General features: G+C 66.1%; 17 protein-coding genes and 1 tRNA gene. 7 read left to right on the top strand and 11 right to left on the bottom strand.

Annotated features, from left to right (window positions below; genetic code table 11):
- Positions 1 to 270: 270 nt before the first annotated feature.
- From QX135_RS16415 to QX135_RS16405, 3 genes are all read right to left on the bottom strand, one after another.
- Positions 271 to 903, bottom strand: a complete 633-nt coding sequence (locus QX135_RS16415; protein WP_315738280.1) for an ATP-dependent Clp protease proteolytic subunit — start codon at positions 901 to 903, stop codon at positions 271 to 273.
- A gap of 298 nt (positions 904 to 1,201) precedes the next feature.
- A complete protein-coding gene (gene tig, locus QX135_RS16410; protein WP_315759189.1) occupies positions 1,202 to 2,560 on the bottom strand; it encodes a trigger factor in 1,359 nt (452 codons plus the stop codon).
- 171 nt (positions 2,561 to 2,731) lie between these two features.
- Positions 2,732 to 2,816, bottom strand: a tRNA-Leu gene (locus QX135_RS16405).
- A gap of 186 nt (positions 2,817 to 3,002) precedes the next feature.
- Here QX135_RS16405 and QX135_RS16400 point away from each other — a divergent pair.
- Complete coding sequence (locus tag QX135_RS16400; RefSeq protein WP_316176405.1) at positions 3,003 to 4,295, top strand: multicopper oxidase family protein; 1,293 nt, start codon at positions 3,003 to 3,005, stop codon at positions 4,293 to 4,295.
- 27 nt (positions 4,296 to 4,322) lie between these two features.
- Positions 4,323 to 5,405: an enolase C-terminal domain-like protein gene (locus QX135_RS16395; RefSeq protein WP_316176406.1), complete on the top strand. Its 1,083-nt coding sequence runs from the start codon at positions 4,323 to 4,325 to the stop codon at positions 5,403 to 5,405.
- A gap of 14 nt (positions 5,406 to 5,419) precedes the next feature.
- Here QX135_RS16395 and QX135_RS16390 read toward each other — a convergent pair whose 3' ends face one another.
- Positions 5,420 to 6,280, bottom strand: coding sequence for a LysR family transcriptional regulator (locus QX135_RS16390; protein ID WP_315738283.1), 861 nt, complete (start codon positions 6,278 to 6,280; stop codon positions 5,420 to 5,422).
- A 104-nt stretch (positions 6,281 to 6,384) separates the two neighbouring features.
- Between QX135_RS16390 and QX135_RS16385 the strand changes: the two genes are divergently transcribed.
- Positions 6,385 to 7,377: a zinc-dependent alcohol dehydrogenase family protein gene (locus tag QX135_RS16385; RefSeq protein WP_315810857.1), complete on the top strand. Its 993-nt coding sequence runs from the start codon at positions 6,385 to 6,387 to the stop codon at positions 7,375 to 7,377.
- A gap of 10 nt (positions 7,378 to 7,387) precedes the next feature.
- On the opposite strand, the gene QX135_RS16380 is transcribed toward QX135_RS16385, so the two are convergent.
- Positions 7,388 to 8,887 carry an NAD(P)H-hydrate dehydratase gene (locus QX135_RS16380; RefSeq protein ID WP_316176407.1) on the bottom strand — a complete coding sequence of 500 codons (1,500 nt, stop codon included), beginning with the start codon at positions 8,885 to 8,887 and terminating at the stop codon, positions 7,388 to 7,390.
- A gap of 539 nt (positions 8,888 to 9,426) precedes the next feature.
- Between QX135_RS16380 and QX135_RS16375 the strand changes: the two genes are divergently transcribed.
- From QX135_RS16375 to QX135_RS16365, 3 genes are all read left to right on the top strand, one after another.
- On the top strand, positions 9,427 to 9,765 hold the full coding sequence (locus tag QX135_RS16375; protein WP_009027873.1) for a P-II family nitrogen regulator: 339 nt from the start codon (positions 9,427 to 9,429) through the stop codon (positions 9,763 to 9,765).
- A gap of 222 nt (positions 9,766 to 9,987) precedes the next feature.
- Positions 9,988 to 11,397, top strand: coding sequence for a type I glutamate--ammonia ligase (glnA, locus tag QX135_RS16370; RefSeq protein ID WP_315738286.1), 1,410 nt, complete (start codon positions 9,988 to 9,990; stop codon positions 11,395 to 11,397).
- A 219-nt stretch (positions 11,398 to 11,616) separates the two neighbouring features.
- Positions 11,617 to 12,009 carry a hypothetical protein gene (locus tag QX135_RS16365; protein ID WP_315738287.1) on the top strand — a complete coding sequence of 131 codons (393 nt, stop codon included), beginning with the start codon at positions 11,617 to 11,619 and terminating at the stop codon, positions 12,007 to 12,009.
- A 299-nt stretch (positions 12,010 to 12,308) separates the two neighbouring features.
- Here the strand turns inward: QX135_RS16365 and QX135_RS16360 are convergent, their stop codons facing one another.
- Both QX135_RS16360 and QX135_RS16355 read right to left on the bottom strand, forming a co-directional pair.
- The gene (locus QX135_RS16360) at positions 12,309 to 12,869 is read right to left on the bottom strand and encodes a hypothetical protein (RefSeq protein ID WP_315810855.1); all 561 of its coding nucleotides are present in this window, start codon (positions 12,867 to 12,869) and stop codon (positions 12,309 to 12,311) included.
- A gap of 124 nt (positions 12,870 to 12,993) precedes the next feature.
- On the bottom strand, positions 12,994 to 13,764 hold the full coding sequence (locus QX135_RS16355) for a gamma-glutamyl-gamma-aminobutyrate hydrolase family protein (protein WP_316176408.1): 771 nt from the start codon (positions 13,762 to 13,764) through the stop codon (positions 12,994 to 12,996).
- A gap of 234 nt (positions 13,765 to 13,998) precedes the next feature.
- Here QX135_RS16355 and QX135_RS16350 point away from each other — a divergent pair, with 234 nt between their 5' ends.
- Positions 13,999 to 15,147 carry an AI-2E family transporter gene (locus QX135_RS16350; RefSeq protein ID WP_315711522.1) on the top strand — a complete coding sequence of 383 codons (1,149 nt, stop codon included), beginning with the start codon at positions 13,999 to 14,001 and terminating at the stop codon, positions 15,145 to 15,147.
- An 18-nt stretch (positions 15,148 to 15,165) separates the two neighbouring features.
- On the opposite strand, the gene QX135_RS16345 is transcribed toward QX135_RS16350, so the two are convergent.
- From QX135_RS16345 to QX135_RS16330, 4 genes are all read right to left on the bottom strand, one after another.
- Positions 15,166 to 16,335 carry a M20 aminoacylase family protein gene (locus QX135_RS16345; RefSeq protein ID WP_316176409.1) on the bottom strand — a complete coding sequence of 390 codons (1,170 nt, stop codon included), beginning with the start codon at positions 16,333 to 16,335 and terminating at the stop codon, positions 15,166 to 15,168.
- A 161-nt stretch (positions 16,336 to 16,496) separates the two neighbouring features.
- Complete coding sequence (locus QX135_RS16340; RefSeq protein ID WP_315775084.1) at positions 16,497 to 17,045, bottom strand: phosphohydrolase; 549 nt, start codon at positions 17,043 to 17,045, stop codon at positions 16,497 to 16,499.
- A gap of 35 nt (positions 17,046 to 17,080) precedes the next feature.
- Complete coding sequence (locus QX135_RS16335) at positions 17,081 to 17,383, bottom strand: antibiotic biosynthesis monooxygenase family protein (RefSeq protein WP_006611040.1); 303 nt, start codon at positions 17,381 to 17,383, stop codon at positions 17,081 to 17,083.
- Between the two features lie 68 nt (positions 17,384 to 17,451).
- On the bottom strand, positions 17,452 to 18,669 hold the full coding sequence (locus QX135_RS16330; protein ID WP_315738293.1) for a GGDEF domain-containing protein: 1,218 nt from the start codon (positions 18,667 to 18,669) through the stop codon (positions 17,452 to 17,454).
- Positions 18,670 to 19,031: the final 362 nt, after the last annotated feature.

Here is a 19,031-nt window from a genome sequence, read left to right as displayed (position 1 = left end):
CAATCATGCTGTCATCCGACTATCAAGAATTCGCTAATCGGAGCACAGACCCTAGACCGTGACATTACCGTGATTTTGGGGCTTGACACGGTAAGAACACGCGAAATCAGCGAAGCGTTGCGTGTTTGCCACGCCTATTTGCCGGCCGCACGGCAGGGTTGCGGCCCTTTTGGGACCCCACCTTGGTACCTTTGCCGGCCCGAGCCGGCAAAGGCGATGCTGTTGCGTTCCGAGGCCCGTCAATCGGACCCCGCCTCGATCACGGACGGCTCACTTGCCCATCGCCGCCGGATCTTCCGGCCGCTTGTCGAGAACCTTGTCGATCAGGCCGAACTCCTGGGCCGCTTCCGCCGTGAGGAATTTGTCGCGCTCCAGGGCGTCCTCGATCGCCTTGTAAGACTGGCCGGTGTGCTTGACGTAGATCTCGTTCAGCCGCTTCTTCAGGTTCAGGATCTCCTGGGCGTGCAGCATGATGTCGGTCGCCTGGCCCTGGAACCCGCCGGACGGCTGATGCACCATGATGCGCGAGTTCGGCAGCGAGAAGCGCATATCCTTGTGGCCGGCACAGAGCAGCAGCGAGCCCATCGAAGCCGCCTGGCCGGTGCACAGCGTCGACACCGCCGGACGGATGAACTGCATCGTGTCGTAGATCGCGAGGCCCGACGTCACCACGCCACCGGGCGAGTTGATGTACATCGCGATTTCCTTCTTCGGATTCTCGGCCTCGAGGAACAGGAGCTGCGCGACGATCAGGGTCGCCATGCCGTCCTCCACCGGGCCGGTCACGAAGATGATGCGCTCCTTCAGGAGGCGCGAGAAGATGTCGTAGGCGCGCTCACCGCGGTTGGTCTGTTCGACCACCATGGGCACAAGGTTCATATAGGTTTCGACGGGATCGCGCATGAATCACCCAAGGGTTGGACCAGCAGTTGAGACGACCGGCCGCCGCAGGTGAGGCTCATTTCAACGAGCAGCGACGGACAGGTGTCCCGTGATGCAGAACTTCAAGACCGAACTCACAGATATGGACCAATTCGCCGGTGACAAGACCGGGTCCCCTGGCCAGCCGCGAGCAAGGTCGTTGCGCTGTTCAAGCTGATTCCCGCGGCGGCGGCCAGCGCCTGAACCGGGCCGACCGGCGCTTTCGCCGGTCAACCTTAATCACGCGCTTATGTCGCGAACCCTACGATGGGCGACCTGTTCAGGCCGCCTTGTCGCTGTCGTCGTCCTTGAACAGCTCGTCCTTGGAGACCTTCTTCTCGGTCACGTTGGCGAGCTCGAGGATGAAGTCGACGACCTTGTCCTCGTAGATCGGCGCGCGCAGCTGCGCGAGCGCCTGCGGGTTGTTGCGATAGAAGTCCCAGACCTCCTTCTCGCGGCCCGGCATCGAGCGCGCGCGCTCCATCACGGCGCGGCCGACCTCGTCGTCGGTCACGGTGATCTTGTTCTTCTCGCCGATCTCCGACAGCACGAGGCCGAGACGGACGCGGCGGTCGGCGATGGTGCGGTACTCCTCCTTCGCCTTGTCCTCGGTGGTGTTCTCGTCGGCGAAGGTCTTGCCGCTGGAGTCCATCTCGGCCTTGACCGAGTTCCACATCAGGTTGAACTCCTCGTCGATCAGCGACGGCGGCGCATCGAACTTGTGGGTCTCGTCGAGACGGTCGAGCAGCGCGCGCTTGACACGTTGGCGGGTCGCCTGGCTGAACTCGCCGGCGAGGCGGTCGCGCATCAGCTGCTTCAGCTTGTCGAGCGACTCGAGGCCGAGCGTCTTGGCGAACTCATCGTCCACCACCTTGTCCTCCGGAGCCTCGACCGCGGTCGCCGTGGTCTCGAACTCCGCGGCCTTCCCCGCGAGCTCGTTGTTGAGATAGTTGGTCGGGAACGTCACCTTGAGCGTACGGGTCTCACCGACGCCGATCCCGATCAGTTGGTCCTCGAAGCCGGGAATGAAGGTGTTCGAGCCGATCACGACATCGATGCCCTCGCCGGTGCCGCCCTCGAAGGCGACGCCATCGATCGTGCCCTTGAAGTTGATCTTCACCCGGTCGCCGCTCTCGGCCTTCGCGCCCTCCGCCTTCGCGGCGTAGCTGCGGTTGGCATCGGCCAGGCGCTTGATCGCCTCGTCGACATCGGCGTCGGTGATGTCGGCCACGGGCTTCTCGACCGAGAAGGTCTTGAAGTCGGCTAGCGCAATCGCCGGCACGACCTCGACGGCCACGGTGTAGGTCAGGTCGGACTGGCCAGCGAGGATCTTCTCGACCTCGGCCTCCTCCGTCGGCATCGTCACCTTCGGCTCGGTGGCGAGGCGGAACCCGCGCTCGGTGAAGATCTGCGTGTTGGTGTCGCGGATGGTCTGGTCGATGGTCTCGGCCATGACCGACTTGCCATAGATCTTCTTCAGATGCGCCACCGGCACCTTGCCGGGGCGGAAGCCGTTGATGCGGACCTTGTCCTTGAGATCGACCAGCTTGGCATCCGCCTTGGCGTCGAGATCCGCCGCCGGAACGCTGATCTGGAACTCGTGCTTCAAGCCTTCCGACAAGGTTTCTGTGACCTGCATGGCGTCAATCTTCTTCCGCTTCGGTCCGAACCCTTGCGATCCGGACACATCTGACTCAATTGTGGACGACGCGCGGCAAAGGCTTTGCGCCGGTGGGATCGGCGGCCCCGCTTCTCTTTGCGAGACAACGGGTTCGCCGGTAAAACTTGGGGCAAACGCCGGAGAAGCGCTTGGTGCGGGCGGAGGGACTCGAACCCCCACAACTTTCGTCACTGGAACCTAAATCCAGCGCGTCTACCAGTTCCGCCACGCCCGCGTGAACTGCATCGATAGCCCGGCCGCGGTGCCGCGGGCGGCGCGGCTTATACCACGCACGAAACCGTCCGCAGCAAAAAAATGGGCTGTCGAAAGCACCACCGGCAGGCCGATCGACCGTGTCGCACGCACAGATAAGGGAAAACAACATGATCCGCATCCCCCTCATCGCACGATGTTTTGTCGCATGACGGAACCGTCCGAGGGGCTCAGCCGCCGTGCCCTGCTCGGCGGCCTCGCCGCAGCCGGCGCGGCCTCGTTTGCTCGCCCGGCTCCGGCCGCTGGCCGAATCTCGGTTTCCTTGGACGCTCGCGGCGAATCTCTCGCGCTGGGCCCGGGACATTCACCGAGCCCGCTATGGCGGTTGGCTGCACCGGCTCCGGTGATCCGGCTCGCACGCGGCACGGCGCTCGATCTGGACCTTTCGAATGGCCTTTCGATCCCGGCCGCGCTGTCCAGCCGCGGCCTCACTTTACCCGCCCCGCTGCTGGCGCAGCCAGAGATCGGCCCCGGCGGCCGGGCCACCATTCCAGCCTTGGCGTCGCGCGCCGGGACCGGCCTGCTCGACCTGCGGCTGCTCGCCGACGCCGTGCCGATCCGGCCACTGCCTGTCATCGTCGACGAAGCCGAGACGGTAACTGTCGACCACGACGAAATTCTCTTGGTCGAGGACTTCAGGCTCGAGGCGGACGGAACCGCGGTTGCGCCACGAACCGAGGCGAGAGACGCCGCCCCCCTTTACACCGTCAATGGGCACATCCAGCCGGAGATCGCGCTGCGAACCCATGCGCGGGTCAGGTTGAGGTTCATCAATGGCTGTCAACGCGCTCTGATCGCGATCAAAATCGCCGACCTCGACGCCGTCCGCGTGATGGCCATCGACGGCCAGCCGGCCGAGCCTTTCCTGGCTCGAAACGGCGCGGTGGTGCTGCCGCCCGGCGGCCGCACCGACGTCTTCCTCGACATGCCCGCCGCCAAGACAACGCTGGCCGTGCTGCTGCACGACGGCAGCAATGCGCGTCCCCTCGCCCGGCTGGTGGCGTCGAGCGAGCCGCCGCTCCGTGCCGCCCCGTTGCCGCCGGCGCCGCCTTTGCCTTCGAACGGTTTGCCGGAAAAGCTGGACCTGAGGACCGCCGCTCGGGCCGAGCTCACGCTCGACGGCGCCGGCTGGCAACCGCCCGCCGCGTTCAACGCCGCCGGCGCCCCCACCTTCCAGGCCAAGGCCGGCCAAGCGGTCGTGCTGGCATTGGCAAACAAGACCGCCGGCACCCATGTGGTCCACCTTCATGGCCAGCCGTTCCGGCTGCTCGACCGGCTCGACGATGGCTGGAAGCCCTATTGGCTCGACACGCTGGCGCTGGAGGCCGGCCAGGCCCAGCGCATTGCATTCCTTGCCGAGCAGTCCGGCCGGTTCCTGGTCGAAGGCATGGCGACGAACTGGGCGGCGCCGCGCCTGCTGCGGTGGTATGAGATCCGGTGAGGAAACGAACCTGAGGGAACAGTCCCCATGATCACTGCCGCCATCACCGGGGTCACGGCGCGTGCCGTGATCACGCCCATGAAGCGTCCCCTGCGCAACGCGTTCGGGATCATCGACTCCGGACCGCTGGTGCTGATCGACGTCGCAACCGATCAGGGGGTTACCGGCCATTCCTACCTGTTCGCTTACACCAGGCTCGCGTTGAAACCGCTGCTGCATCTGGTCGAGGAGATCGGCCGCGAGCTCAAAGGCCAAGCCCTGGTCCCGTTCGACCTGATGAAACTCATGGACGCCAAATTCCGCCTGCTCGGCTGGCAGGGTCTCGTCGGCATGGCCGTCTCGGGCCTCGACATGGCGTTCTGGGACGCGCTCGGTCGGCTCGCGGGCAAGCCCGTGGTCGAGCTGCTCGGCGGCACGGCGCGACCAATTCCGGCCTATGACAGCTATGGCGTGCTCGATGCCAAAGACGACGAGCGCACCTTGCGCACCGCGCGCGACGAGCACGGCTTCCGCGCCATCAAGACCAAGGGCGGTCATGGCGATCTCGCCACCGACGAAACGATGATCAAGGGCCTGCGCGCCCTGCTCGGCCCGGACATGGCGCTGATGCTCGACTTCAACCAGTCGCTCGATCCCACTGAAGCCACGCGCAGAATCACGCGCCTTGCTGCCTACGACCTGACCTGGATCGAGGAGCCGGTGCCGCAGGAAAACCTCTCCGGCCATGCCCGGGTGCGCGAGCGCTCGGAGATCCCGATCCAGGCCGGCGAGAACTGGTGGTTTCCGCGCGGCTTTGCCGAGGCGATCGCCGCCGGCGCCTCGGACTTCATCATGCCCGATTTGATGAAGGTCGGCGGCATCACCGGCTGGCTCAACGTCGCCGGGCAAGCCGATGCGGCCTCGATCCCGATGTCGAGCCACATCCTGCCAGAAGCGAGCGCGCATGTGCTGGCGGTGACGCCGACCGCGCATTGGCTTGAGGTGCTGGACTTTGCCGGCGCCATCCTCGCCGAGCCGCTGCAGGTCATCGACGGCAAGGTGACCGCGCGAGGTCCGGGTCTCGGCCTCGCCTGGAACGAGAGCGCGGTCGCGAAGTATCAGGTGACGTGACGGCGCGCCCGCGCTCACATTGTGTCGCGGGCGAAGCGCGCCACGACGAGATCGAGCAGGGCGCGCAGCCGCGCCAGCCGCTTGAGATCGCGGTGGTAGCCGACGAACGTATCGCGTCCCGGCGGCTCTTCGCCGAGGTCGATGCGGGAAATGCCGGGGGTGGCATCGCCGAGCGGACGTGGCAGCACGGCGACGCCGCGGCCGAGCGCGCACAGGCGCGCCTGAACGTCGCGGCTGTTGCTTCGGATGCCGACGCGTGCCCCCGGCAGCACGCGTGAGAGCCAGACCGCGTCGGGCATCCCGCCAAAACCGCTGTCCATCGTGATCAGGTCGTGGCCTTCGCCATCGCCGGGACGAGGCTGCGGCCGACCGGTCTGGAGATAGACGCCGTAGCGGATGTGGGTGAGCCGGCGCACGATCACGTCGGGCTCGTCGAACGACGCGATCCGGAAGGCAATGTCGGCCTCGCGCCGTGCCAGGCTGTAGACCCGCGCATCCGTCAACATCTCGACCATGACGCGGGGATGCGATTGCGCGAACTCCGCGACCACCGGCGACAGCATGTGCAGGCCGAACCAGTCCGAGCAGGCGATGCGCAGGGTGCCGTCGAGGCCCTGATCGCCGCCGCCGAGGTTGCGCCCGATCGAAAGCGTCTCCTCCTCGATCCGCTCGGCGTGGGCCAGGACCATGGCGCCTTCATCGGTCAGGACGAAACCCGTGGTCGTGCGCTGGAACAGCGTCTGGCCGACACTCCGCTCCAGCGCCCGCAACCGACGGCCGACCGTCGGCTGGCTCTGCCCGATCCGCCGGCCGGCGGCGCCCAGGGTGCCCTCGCGCGCAACTGCCAGGAAGACCTGCAGATCGCTCCAATCCATCTCGGCACCACCCATTCATTTTTGAATGAGACAATATCAAATAACGCCATTTCCAAACACTTTCGACGTCGCCACACAAGACCCAACAGCAACGAGGTGTTGTGATGGCCTTCAATCAATCGATGCGCGCCGTGGTCTTGGACGAGGTGGACGGGCCGTTTCGGATCGCTGAGGTGCCGCGCCCCAGTCCCGGCCCGGGCGAGGTGCTGGTCCGCGTCGCGGCCAGCGGTCTCAATCCGCTCGACTTGAAGATTCGCGCAGGCAAAGCTGCGCATGCGAGGCATCCTCTGCCCGCCGTGCTCGGCATCGATCTCGCGGGAACGGTGGAGCGGGTCGGCTCCGGCGTCACCGGCTTCAAGGCCGGCGACGAGGTCTACGGCATGACCGGCGGTGTCGGCGGCATCCAGGGATCGCTCGCCGAATTCGCCGCCGTCGATGCCCGGCTGATTGCGCACAAGCCGACGCGGCTCGGCATGCGCGAGGCCGCCGCCCTGCCCCTGATCACCATCACGGCCTGGGAAGGACTGGTCGACCGCGCCGCCATAAGCCGCGGCCAGACGGTTCTGGTCCAGGGTGGCGGCGGCGTGGGACGTGTCGCGGCACAGCTTGCACGGGCGCGCGGCGCCGAGGTGTTCGTGGTCGCCTCGGCCGAACGGCGCGCGGAACTCAGCGCGCTCGGCGTCACCCCGATCGACCGTCACACGACGAGCGTCGATCAGTATGTCCGAGAGTATGCGGCCGGACGCGGCTTCGACGTCGTCTATGACACCGCTGGCGGTGCGGCGCTCGACGCCTCGTTCCATGCGGTCGCCCGCTTCGGCCATGTCGTGAGCGCCCTCGGCTGGGGCAGTCATGCGCTGGCGCCCCTGTCATTCAAGGCCGCCAGCTATTCGGGCGTGTTCACGCTGTTGCCGCTGTTGACCGGTGAAGGCCGCGAGCATCACGGCTTCATCCTCGCCCAGGCCGCCAAGCTCGCGGACGCGGGTCACCTCGCACCACGCATGGACGAGCGCCGCTTCTCACGCTCCGAGGTCGACGCCGCCTATGCCGCGCTCGCGGGCGGCGCGACCGGCAAGATCGTCGTCGAGCTCGAGTGACGGCGCGGCATCAGTAGTCGACGCCGAACCGATCGAAGAGGCGCCTGAACACGGCCGGCAGGGTCTCGGTGAGATCCTCCGCGATCAGGCCGGGGCCGGCCTCGTTGCCGGCCTCGCCATGCATCCAGACGCCGATGGTGGCGGCTTCGAACGCCGGCACGCCTTGCCCCAATAGCCCCGCGATGATGCCGGCGAGCACGTCGCCGGCGCCGGCGGTGGCGAGCCAGGGCGGCGCATTGGCGGCGATCGCGGCGCGGCCGTCGGGCGCGGCCACCGTTGTGTCGGCGCCCTTCAATAGCACCACGGCGCCACAGCGCGCGGCGGCCGCGCGGACGCGCTCCAGCTTGGAGCGGCCGGGATGCTTGTTGCTGAGATCCGAGAACAGGCGCGGGAATTCGCCCTCGTGCGGCGTCAGCACGATCTGCGCGTCGGCCATCGCCCTGATCTGCTCGAACAGCCGCTCCGGCGCATCGGCGAAGCTCGTCAATGCGTCTGCATCGAGCACGAGATGACGCTGCGCCGACAGCGCGGTGAAGACGAGGTCGCGCGTGCGCTCATTGACGCCCGTTCCGGGCCCGATGATGCAGGTGTTGTAACGCTTGTCGCCGAGCAGCTCGCCGAACTCGATCGCGGTGTCGGCGGCGCGCACCATCACCGCCGTCAGCGCCGCCGCATTGACCGCGAGCGCATCGCGCGGCGAGGCCAGCGTGACCAGACCGGCGCCGGCCCGCAACGCGGCGCGCGCGGCCATCCGCGCCGCGCCTGTCGCGGCGACGTCGCCAGACATCGCGAGCACATGGCCACGCGCGTATTTGTGGCCGTCGATAACAGGCACGGGAAAGCGGCCCTGCCAGAGTTCGGGTTCGTTCTCGAAGGCCTGCGGCCTGATCTCAGCGAGCACCTGGGGATCGATGCCGATGTCGGCGAGCCGGACGCGCCCGCAATGCTGGCGGCCCGGCAGCAGCAGGTGCGCTGGCTTCTTGCGGAAGAAGGTCACCGTCTCGGTGGCGCGGACCGCAATGCCCATCACCGCAGCCGTGGTGCCGTTGATGCCGCTCGGCAGGTCGACGGCGAGCACCGGCGCGCCATTGCCGTTGATCGCTGCGATGACGTCATGGGGCTCGCCGGTGACGGGCCGGCTAAGACCGGCGCCGAATAGCGCGTCGATGATCAGCGCCGGCTTGCCGATCGCCTGCGGCGTGAACGGCAGCACCGGAAACTTCCAGCCCTTGGCGGCGGAGGCCGCATCGCCATGCAGCGCGTCGCGCTCGCACATCAGGATGACCGACACGTCCCTGCCCTGCGCGGCGAGCTCGGCCGCGGCAACGAAGCCGTCGCCGCCATTGTTGCCCGGCCCGCACACGACCACGATCGGCCCGGTCTCGACCAGGTCCATGGCCGCCTCGGCCACCGCCTGTCCGGCACTCAGCATCAGCGAAAAGCCCGGCGTGCCGGCCGCGATCGTCAGCCGGTCGGCGCGCTCCATTTCGCTCGTGGTCAAGATTTCCATAAACCGCTCTCGTCTCCAGCCGCCGTCTTGCGCCGGCAGCCTGATGTCGTCCCCATGGCCTCGCAGGGGACGTCGGCGCCCCGTTCCTCGGAGCCGGTGCGCGCGAATCCCGCGCTTCCTATTGCCGCGCCGGCCCGCAACTTCCAAGGGCGCTGCACATCTGGCAAGGCGCGACGAAACCCGGCACGTCGCCTTTTCCCTGGGCATTTCGGACAGCGCCCGGCTCCGCCGTCAAGACCTGCACAACGTTTGATCTGTTTGCCTAATCTCAAGGCTCCGGTATTCTAGACGTTCCTTGAGGGAATCGTCGGGTGCTCGTGAAATGCCTGATTATCGGCTCGATTTGGGCCCGTTAACGACTTGGCATAGACCCTGCTTTTGTGGAGCCACTTCGGCACGGGGCAAGTCGGGCAGTCAATCACCGGGCCTCCGCCGGAGAGTGTCGGGCCCGGTAACGAAATGATCGAACGACCTGCGCGTGCGCGCAGCCTGACGATGACCCACCTGTTGTTTATAGCGGAATGCCCGGGAGGCGCTCAGTGAAGAAGATCGAAGCCATCATCAAGCCGTTCAAGCTCGACGAGGTGAAGGAGGCGCTTCAGGAAGTGGGACTTCAGGGCATCACCGTCACCGAAGCGAAGGGTTTCGGCCGGCAAAAAGGCCATGCCGAGCTCTACCGGGGCGCCGAATACATCGTCGATTTCCTGCCCAAGGTGAAGATCGAGATCGTGATCGGCGACGACCTGGTCGAGCGCGCGATCGAGGCAATCCGCCGCGCTGCCCAGACCGGCCGCATCGGCGACGGCAAGATCTTCGTGTCCAACATCGAGGAAGCCATCCGCATCCGAACCGGAGAATCCGGGCTGGACGCGATCTAGCCCGACCGCAGGCCTGGAACGGACCGTCCGCTCCAGGCCCCGCACGGAACGTTTGCTGCGCCAGCAGCCCCTATGGCAGCTCAAGTGTCCTCTGCGAGGCGCTTGCACGCGGCCGTTTTGCCGTTTCCGATGTTGTCTTGGCCCCCGCACGAGGCTATGGAGCATGACCCGCGGACGCCGTCCCGCGCCGGGCCGTGACGTTATAAGCCAAGAGGGGTATTCATGAAGACCGCCAAGGACGTCTTGAAAGCAATCAAAGACAACGACGTCAAATACGTCGACCTCCGCTTCACCGACCCGCGGGGCAAGTGGCAGCACGTCACCTTCGACGTCAGCATGATCGACGAAGACATTTTTGCCGAAGGCACGATGTTCGACGGCTCCTCGATCGCCGGCTGGAAGGCGATCAATGAATCCGACATGTGCCTGATGCCCGACCCGGTGACCGCGACGATCGATCCGTTCTTCGCCGAAACGACCATGATCATCACCTGCGACGTGCTCGAGCCGACCACCGGCGAGCCGTACAACCGTGATCCCCGCGGCATCGCCAAGAAGGCCGAGGCGATGGTGAAGTCGATGGGCGTGGGCGACAGCGTGTTCGTCGGTCCCGAAGCCGAGTTCTTCGTGTTCGACGACGTGCGCTACAGCTCCTCGCCCTACAACACCGGCTTCCGCCTCGACTCCTCGGAGCTGCCGACCAATTCCGACACCGAGTATGAGGGCGGCAATCTCGGCCACCGCATCCGCACCAAGGCCGGCTACTTCCCGGTGCCGCCGCAGGACTCGGTGCAGGACATGCGCTCGGAGATGCTCGGCGCCATGGCCCGCATGGGCGTCAAGGTCGAGAAGCACCACCACGAGGTCGCTTCCGCCCAGCACGAGCTCGGCATGAAGTTCGACACGCTGACGCTGATGGCCGACCAGATGCAGATCTACAAGTACTGCATCCACCAGGTCGCGCACATCTACGGCAAGACCGCCACCTTCATGCCGAAGCCGGTCTATGGCGACAACGGTTCGGGCATGCACGTCCACCAGTCGATCTGGAAGGACGGCAAGCCGGTGTTCGCGGGCAACAAGTATTCCGACCTGTCGGAGACCTGCCTGTCCTACATCGCCGGCATCATCAAGCACGCCAAGGCCATCAACGCCTTCACCAACCCGTCGACCAACTCCTACAAGCGTCTGGTCCCGGGCTATGAGGCGCCGGTGCTGCTCGCCTACTCCGCGCGCAACCGCTCGGCGTCCTGCCGCATCCCCTACACCTCCTCGCCGAAGGCCAAGCGCGTCGAGGTCCGCTTCCCCGATCCGCTCGCCAACCCCTATCTCGGCTTTGCCGCGATGCTGATGGCCGGCCTCGACGGCATCAAGAACAAGCTCGATCCGGGCCCGGCGATGGACAAGGACCTCTACGACCTGCCGAAGGAAGAGCTGAAGCAGATCCCGACCGTCTGCGGCTCGCTCCGTGAGGCGCTCGAGAACCTCGACAAGGACCGCGCCTTCCTGAAGGCCGGCGGCGTGTTCGACGACGACTTCATCGACAGCTACATCGCGCTGAAGATGACCGAGGTCGAGCGCTTCGAAATGACCCCGCACCCGGTCGAGTTCGACATGTACTACTCGGGCTAAGGCCCGATAAGATCGGCGGATGACGACACCAGGGCGCCCCTTGCGGGGCGGCCTTTTCGTTGGTGTCGCAGTGCCGTGCTGGCGAATGCCAAGGCCGGCATGAGCGCCAGAACGGCGGTACGACATTCCGCCCAATGACGAATAGGGACAGGCGCAAGGAATAGATCGGGCCGGAATGAGTTTCTATCCCTGTGATCCACATGCATTGGGAGATTTCGAATGACCAAGCTTTCGATCTCGCGCCTCTTCCTGACCGCCGCAATCTCACTCGCGGCGATCTCGTCCGCCAGCGCGGCGCCTCCAACCAAGAGCGGCAGCAGCACGAAGGGCGACATCCTCACCGACAACAAGGGCATGACGCTCTACACGTTCGACAAGGACGTCGACGGCAAATCAGCCTGCAACGGTCCCTGCGCGACCAACTGGCCGGTCCTGAAAGCCGAAGCCAGCGACAAGGCCGACGCCAACTACACCATCATCACCCGGGACGACGGCTCCAGGCAGTGGGCTTACAAGGGCAAGCCGCTCTACACCTTCGCCAAGGATCAGAAGCCCGGCGACATCACAGGCGACGGCTTCCTGAACAACGCCTGGCATCTCGCAAAGCCCTGATCGCAGCCGCGCTCTCGCCACGCTTGGCCTGCGCCATCTGCTATGCTTCAGCGTGCTTCAGAATGACTCGCCCGAAAACCGCGGCCGGTCTCATAGATGAGGCACGCGAGGCGTATTGAGGCGCACTTGCGCGGCGCAGCAGGCTCTTGGCGGAGTCCTCGACAAACACCGGCGAGGCGCAGGTGATCGGCCCGTCGGCCGTCGTTGCCGTTTGCGCCGAAGCCGGCGTGGCGAGCAGCATCCACAAAATGATCGTTCGACGCATGCTCGTCTTCACCAAGCCTGCACCCGTAGAGACATCACTTCGCAGCGAAATTGACGACGATCTCGGTGACGACGGGTGCGAGCTTCTTGAGCGCCGGATTTTCGGAAGAGATCTTCACGCCCTCACCCAGAAGCGCCCTGGGCACGAGTTTGTCGGTGCTGAAACGCAGCGTCACAGAGCAGCCGCCCGGCAGCTTGCGGCCCAATGCACCATTCTTGAAGTCGGTGACGTAGCCGCCATAGTCCCAGTCGAATCCTAAGATCACGAACGGCTTGCCGTTGGCCTTCTGGACCGCTGCGAGGCTCGCACCGATGGTGACGCCGGCCACGCTCCAGCGGCTCGTCTTGGCCACATCGCGCAAGCTGAGCCCGGACACCGTCGCGGTCTTGTCCTGGATGAAGCCGACCTCGATGCGCCGGTCCATCGCCCGCGGAAACAGCACGAGGCCCCTATATGTCTCGCCCTCGGCGCCGGGCAGGTCCTGCACCACCGCCTCGCCGCCATAGCGCTGCTGAATGCTCTTCGCGGTGTCGGTCGCCGCCACCGGCAGCGTGCAGGTGATTGGCCCCTCGATGGGCGGCGCGGTCTGAGCCAAAACAGGAGTGCCGACCAGCAGTCGTGATCAGGACGTGGCGCATCCAGGACCCTTCATCAGGAGACATCGCGAGGTGACCCAACAGCTTGGTCTGGCCCTGCCCGACCCAGGTTCAGCTCCCTGGTCAGGAGGACAGTTGCCGCTTCCTCACCGCCTCCCCGAAAGCCTCGAACAGTTTGCGGTTGATCGGGTTCTTCTGCGGGTCATATTCGGCGTGCCATTGCACGCCCAGCGCAAAGCTCGGCGCGTCGGCGATGCGAATGGCCTCGATGGTGCCGTCCTCGGCGATGCCCTCGATCACGACGCGGGCGCCCGGCTCCAGGATGCCCTGACCATGCAGCGAATTGACCTTGATAATGTCGCAGCCGAGGATGCCGGCGAAGGCGCCGCCCGGCGTCAGCTTGACCTCGTGGCGATCGGCGAAGATGACGGTCGGATCGGGATGGATCTCGCCGTTCTCCAGCCGGGGCATGCGATGATTCATGCGGCCGGGAATCTCGCGGATCTCCGGATGCAGCGAGCCGCCGAAGGCGACGTTCATCTCCTGGAGGCCGCGGCAGATGCCGAACAGCGGAATGCCTCTGGAGACGCAGGCCTCCGACAGCTGCAGCGCGACCTCGTCGCGGTGGATGTCGTAGGGCTCGTGCTTGAGGCTCGGCTCGGTGTTGAAACGGGTCGGATGCACGTTGGCGCGGGCGCCGGTCAGCACCACGCCATCGACGACATCGAGCAGCGCGGCGATGTCGGTGATCTCGGGAACGCCGGCAAACATCAGCGGCAGCGCGCCCGCGACCTCGGCCACGGCGCTCAGGTTGCGCTCGCCCACCATCTGCACGGTGAACCTATTCTCGACGCGATGGCTGTTGCCGATCACGCCGACCACCGGACGTTTCATTGCTTTCGTTTCTCTCCCTTTTGTCCGGCCTTCGGCTGCCGCATCCGCCAGTCCGGCAGGCACAAATCATGCCTGCGTCGCACGGCAGGATCAACATATGGCCACGCGGGTCCCCAATGCCAATTCCGGACACCCCCGCAAGCGTCCTGCAGCGCCCCGCTTCCTCAAGCCTGCGCTTGATCCGCCAGCCGTTTTCGCCAATGTGTGGGGGCCGATCAGCACAGAGGACGCCTCATGACCGCCCCCGCCGACCCGCGCCTCCAGGCCCGCAGCGACCTGGCCTGGGCCATTGCCGTGGGCGGCATCGGGGTAACCCTGTTCATGGCCGGCATGGCCTTCACCTGGTATTACGCGGCTGCGATCTTCCTGTTGTTCGCGGGCATGCTGCTCGGCGTCGCGCTCAACGCGATGACCAGCCTGCTCGGCCGCGTCCTGCCCTGGCCGCATCCGGCGCGGCTCGTCATCGTCTGCTTGGCCCTCGCGGCCGTGCTCGTCGGCATCGTCTTCCTCGGCGGCACCACCATCGCGGACCAGGCCAAGGTGCTGAGCGATACGATCAAGTCGCAGCTCGGCAACATCAAGGGCTTCCTCGACCGCAACGGCATCGACACCAGCTTCTTCGACTTCAACGCCGCGAGCACGGCCACTGCCGCGCCTGATGGCGGCTCGACCACACCGACCCAGACGCCGTCCCATGGCCTGCCGGGCGGCCTGCCCTCGCCGAGCGCGCTGGCCTCCTCCGGCGGCGCCATCGTCAGCCAGACCTTCAAGCTGCTGCTGGGCACCGTCAGCGCCGTCGGCAACTTCTTCATCGTCCTGTTCCTGGGACTCGCCTTCGCGGCCCAGCCGGCCGTCTACCGCAGCGGATTGCTTTTCCTGGCGCCGGCGAAGTACCGCGACCAGGCCACCGTGATCGTGGACCGCATCAGCTATACGCTGGAGCGCTGGCTGATCGCCCAGATCACGACGATGTTCGCGGTCTTCCTCGTCACCTGGATCGGCCTCGCCATCATCGGCGTGCAGAGCTCGTTCATCCTGGGCATCCAGGCCGGCCTGTTGGCCTTCATTCCGACCGTCGGCGCGATCATCGCCGGCGTCATCGTGGTGCTGGCGAGCCTCGCCTCGGGCTGGGTCGCGGCCGTCTCTGCCTTCGTGCTGTTCCTCGGCGTGCACGCGATGGAGAGCTATGTGCTGACGCCCTTGATCCAGCGCCAGGCGCTGGACATCCCGCCGGCCACGCTGTTTGCGTTCCAGATCCTGCTCGGCATCGTGTTCGGCGTCTGGGGCCTGACCCTGGCGCTGCCGCTGATGGCGATCGCCAAGGTCATGATCGACTATTTCAAGAGCGACCGCCGCACCGAGGACGCCGCGGCCGCGATCTGAGAGATCGGTTGTGGCGGTTCAGCCGGCCGGCATCGCGGTCTCGACGAGCTTGGCCCAATAGCTGATCCCGTGCGGGATCACGTCGTCGTTGAAATCATACTCGGGGTGATGCACGCCGGCCCCATCGCCGATGCCCATGAAGACGAACGCGCCGGGCCGCGCCTGCAGCATGTAGGCGAAATCCTCGCCGCCGAGCCGGGGCGGCATATCGGTGATGACCTTTTCCGGCCCGACGACGCTGCGCGCCACGTCGGCTGCGAACGCGGTCTGCTCCGCGTGATTGATGACGACCGGATAGCCCCATTCATAGTCGATCTCCGCCTCGACGCCCATCCCGCTCGCGAGCGCCGTCACGAGGCCCTTGAAGCGCTCGTCCATCAAGCGGCGGATGTCCTCGTCGAGCGTGCGCACGGTGCCGCCGATGATTGCGGTCTGCGGAATGATGTTGTCGGCGGTCGTCCCCGCGTGAAAGCGCGTGATCGACAGCACCGCGCTTTCGACCGGATCGACGTTGCGCGCCACGATCGTCTGCAGCGCGGTCACGATCTGCGCGCCGGCGATGATCGGATCGACGCATTTGTTCGGCCGCGCGGCATGGCCGCCGAGGCCCTTCAGGCGCACCTCGAAGGTGTCGGCGGCGGCCATCACGGCGCCGGTGCGCGTCGCGACAGTCCCGAGCGGCAGACCCGGCGCGTTGTGCAGGCCGTAGACCTCCTCGATGCCGAAGCGCTCCATCAGGCCGTCCTCGACCATGGCACGGCCACCGGCCCCGCCCTCCTCGGCCGGCTGAAAGATGACGATGGCCGTGCCGGCGAAGTTGCGCGTCTCGGCGAGATAGCGCGCCGCGCCCAGCAGCATCGCGGTGTGGCCGTCATGGCCGCAGGCGTGCATCCGGCCCGGAATGGTGGACTTGTGCGGGACGTCGCTGATCTCCTGCAGCGGCAGCGCGTCCATGTCGGCACGCAGGCCGATCACACGCTGCGACGGCTCGCGCCCGCGGATGACGCCGACGACGCCGGTCCTGCCGATACCGCTGACGACCTCGTCGACACCGAACGAGGCCAGCAGCTCGGCGACACGCGCGGCCGTCCGATGCACCTCGTAGAGCAGCTCGGGATGCTGGTGGAAATCGCGGCGCCAGACCTTGGCGTCTTCCGCCAGCTCGGCGGCGCGGTTGATGATCGGCATGACGGAGTTCCAGAAAATGAGGAGCGCGCCATGGCGACGCGCATGTCATCTCATTGCATGTCGAGCCGCAGCAAAAGACAAGCCACATTCGCTCATGCGATGCTGCGCAGGCTGCATTGCCGCAGCGATGCGGCCGCTCGAAATGCCTGAGCTGATCCTGCCTATGATCGAAGACCGCTCAGCTCGCGCGCGAGGTTGGCCCGCGCCTTCTGGTCGAGGGCAGCGGCAAAGCCCGCATCCGGATAGATCACGGGGCGCCCCGCGAACCGCTCCAGCACGGCCGCGCGCCCGGCGCGGTAGGCGTCGTCCGGCACGTGCGCATATTCGCGCCGGATCGCATCCGCATAGGCGTCGTAGCCGGCCTCATCGGTGCCGAGAATGGCCAGATCGATCGAGACGAGCAGCGCGCCCAGCCGATCGCCGGGCGCGACATCGTGCGTCCGGGTCAGCCGGATCAGGCGTCCGACCTCGTCGCGCAGCTCGGGCGCGACGTGACGCTCGGCAAGGATGGCGCTCTGCTCCTCGTTGTCGGAGCGCGTGGGATCATACACGACGTCGTGCCACCAGATCGCGAGGGTCAGGATCTCGCGGTCGCGGACGCTGAGGTCCGCGACGCGATCGAGCTGGGCCAGGCAGTCCCGGACGTGGCGAAGATCATGGTAGTGCCGTCCGGCGGCAGCGTAGGCTTCGACCAGATCGTCATGCGTCATGATGGTGTTCCGCGGCGAGCAGCGCTGGCGCGGCCTCAGCCGGCCGAAGTCAGCACCGTCTCGGTGTGCTCGACATCCGGAGGACTGGCGAAATACTGCCCGACCAGGCCGCGCCATTCGGTGAAGTTCTCCGAGCCGCGGAAATCGACCGTGTGGTTTTCGAGCGTCTCCCACTTCACCATCAGGCGGTAGCGCTGCGGCTTCTCGATCGATTTGTGCAGCTCGAAGCCGTGAAAGCCCTTGGAGCGGCCGAAAGCAGCGCGTGCTTTCGCGACCGCGGCCTCGAAATCCTTCTCCGTGCCCGGCTTGACGTCGATCTGGGCGATTTCCGTGATCATGTTCTGTCGGCCTCCCCTGGTGTGGGCCGCTTGTCTAGCCCAGACATCGGGAGAGCGAAAGCCGCGCCTCAGCTGGACAACACCGCCTGTCCCGACTGCGGCAGGCTGGCAGCGGCGCGCTGGCGGCGGTAGCGGTCGAGAGACAGTGGCAGCTCCGCCGACGCTTCGACCCGGTTGCGCCCGGAACGCTTGGCCTTGTAGAGCGCGGTATCGGCGGCCGCGAGCAGCACGTCGAGATCGGTCCCGCCCGGCCCGCCGGCGACGCCGATGCTGACGGTGGTGTCCACCGGCTTGTCCTCGCACACCACGCCGGAGGCCGCGAACGCCTCACGGACACGCTCGGCGGCGACCATGGCCTCTTCGATCGAACAGGGCAAAAGTGCTGCGAACTCCTCGCCACCGATCCGCCCCGAGAGATCGGTGAGGCGCAGATTGTTGACCACGACGTTTGCGAACAGCTTCAGGACCTCGTCGCCCTCGGCGTGGCCGAAGCGGTCGTTGATCGACTTGAAATGATCGATGTCGAAGATCAGCACGCTGACCGGGCGCTGCTCGCGCGCCTCGCGCTCGATGAGCTGCGCGGAGGACTCGGCAAAGCCGCGGCGGTTGAGCAGGCCCGTCAGCGGGTCGGTGGTCGCCGCGCGCTTGTGGGCGCTGACGATGCGCTCTGACACCAGCATGAAGATCACGAACACGGTGCCGACCGCATAGAGCACGAGCTCGATCGAAAAGATCGTGACCCAGGCCGCGGCGAAGGCGCCGTCGGAATCGCGCAGCATGTTGCCGAGCAGGATCGGCAGCATCAGGACGAAGCCGTGCATCACCGGCACGATCAGCGCCGGCCAGCGCTTGTGCAAGGTCCGCCGCCGCTCCTGCCACAGCTCGGCCGCGGTCAGCATGGCGTAGATCACGACGATCGCGGCGCCGATCGTCAGCCGCAGCGCCTGCGCCGACGCATCGAGCAGCATGCCGCTGGCGATCCAGACCGTCGCGCCGAGCACGAGCCCAAGCACGCTCGGCGGCTTGCCGTGGAACACGCGCGCGGCATTCCACACCATGGCGGTGGCGATCAGACCGATGGAGCTCAGGAACAGCGACACCACCTCACCATAGAGCTCGCCGATCAGCGTCCACAGCGCGATCGCGACGGCGCCGAGAATATAGGCCGCCCCCCACCAGCGCAGCGCCGGCGTGTTCTCCTGTCGACCGAAATGGAGCAACATGGCGCCAAGCAGCGCCGCGACCATGGTCGCTACGATGTCGAGCGTCATGCTATCAAGCGCCATCGATCACCTCGGTTGCTGCGGCGGCGCGGGAAGTCAGGGTTAGCGCGGCCTTATCGCGATCAACCTAGCGGGCGGTTTGTTGGAAAGAGGTTTGCCTGGGATGCCAAGTTTTCTCGAAAAGCCCGGCGCAACTCGTCAACAAATTGTTGCGCAAGAAATCTGCAAACAGGATTCAAAAATGCCGAGGCAATCCGCGCGACCGCCCGCCCAGATTGCACACGGCACACACCCCTTCATTGATAGTTGTGCGCCCTCGCGTGCGGAATCAATGGTTTCCCGTCCTGCGGCGAACACTCATCGAAACGATAAGAAACCTTCTCAAATTTGAGATCATCTCTCCCTAACACGTCCCGACCGCGGCG

The organism is Bradyrhizobium sp. SZCCHNR1098, assembly GCF_032489375.1.
Classification (GTDB): Bacteria; Pseudomonadota; Alphaproteobacteria; order Rhizobiales; family Xanthobacteraceae; genus Bradyrhizobium.
This window is presented reverse-complemented; position numbering and strand designations above follow the sequence as displayed.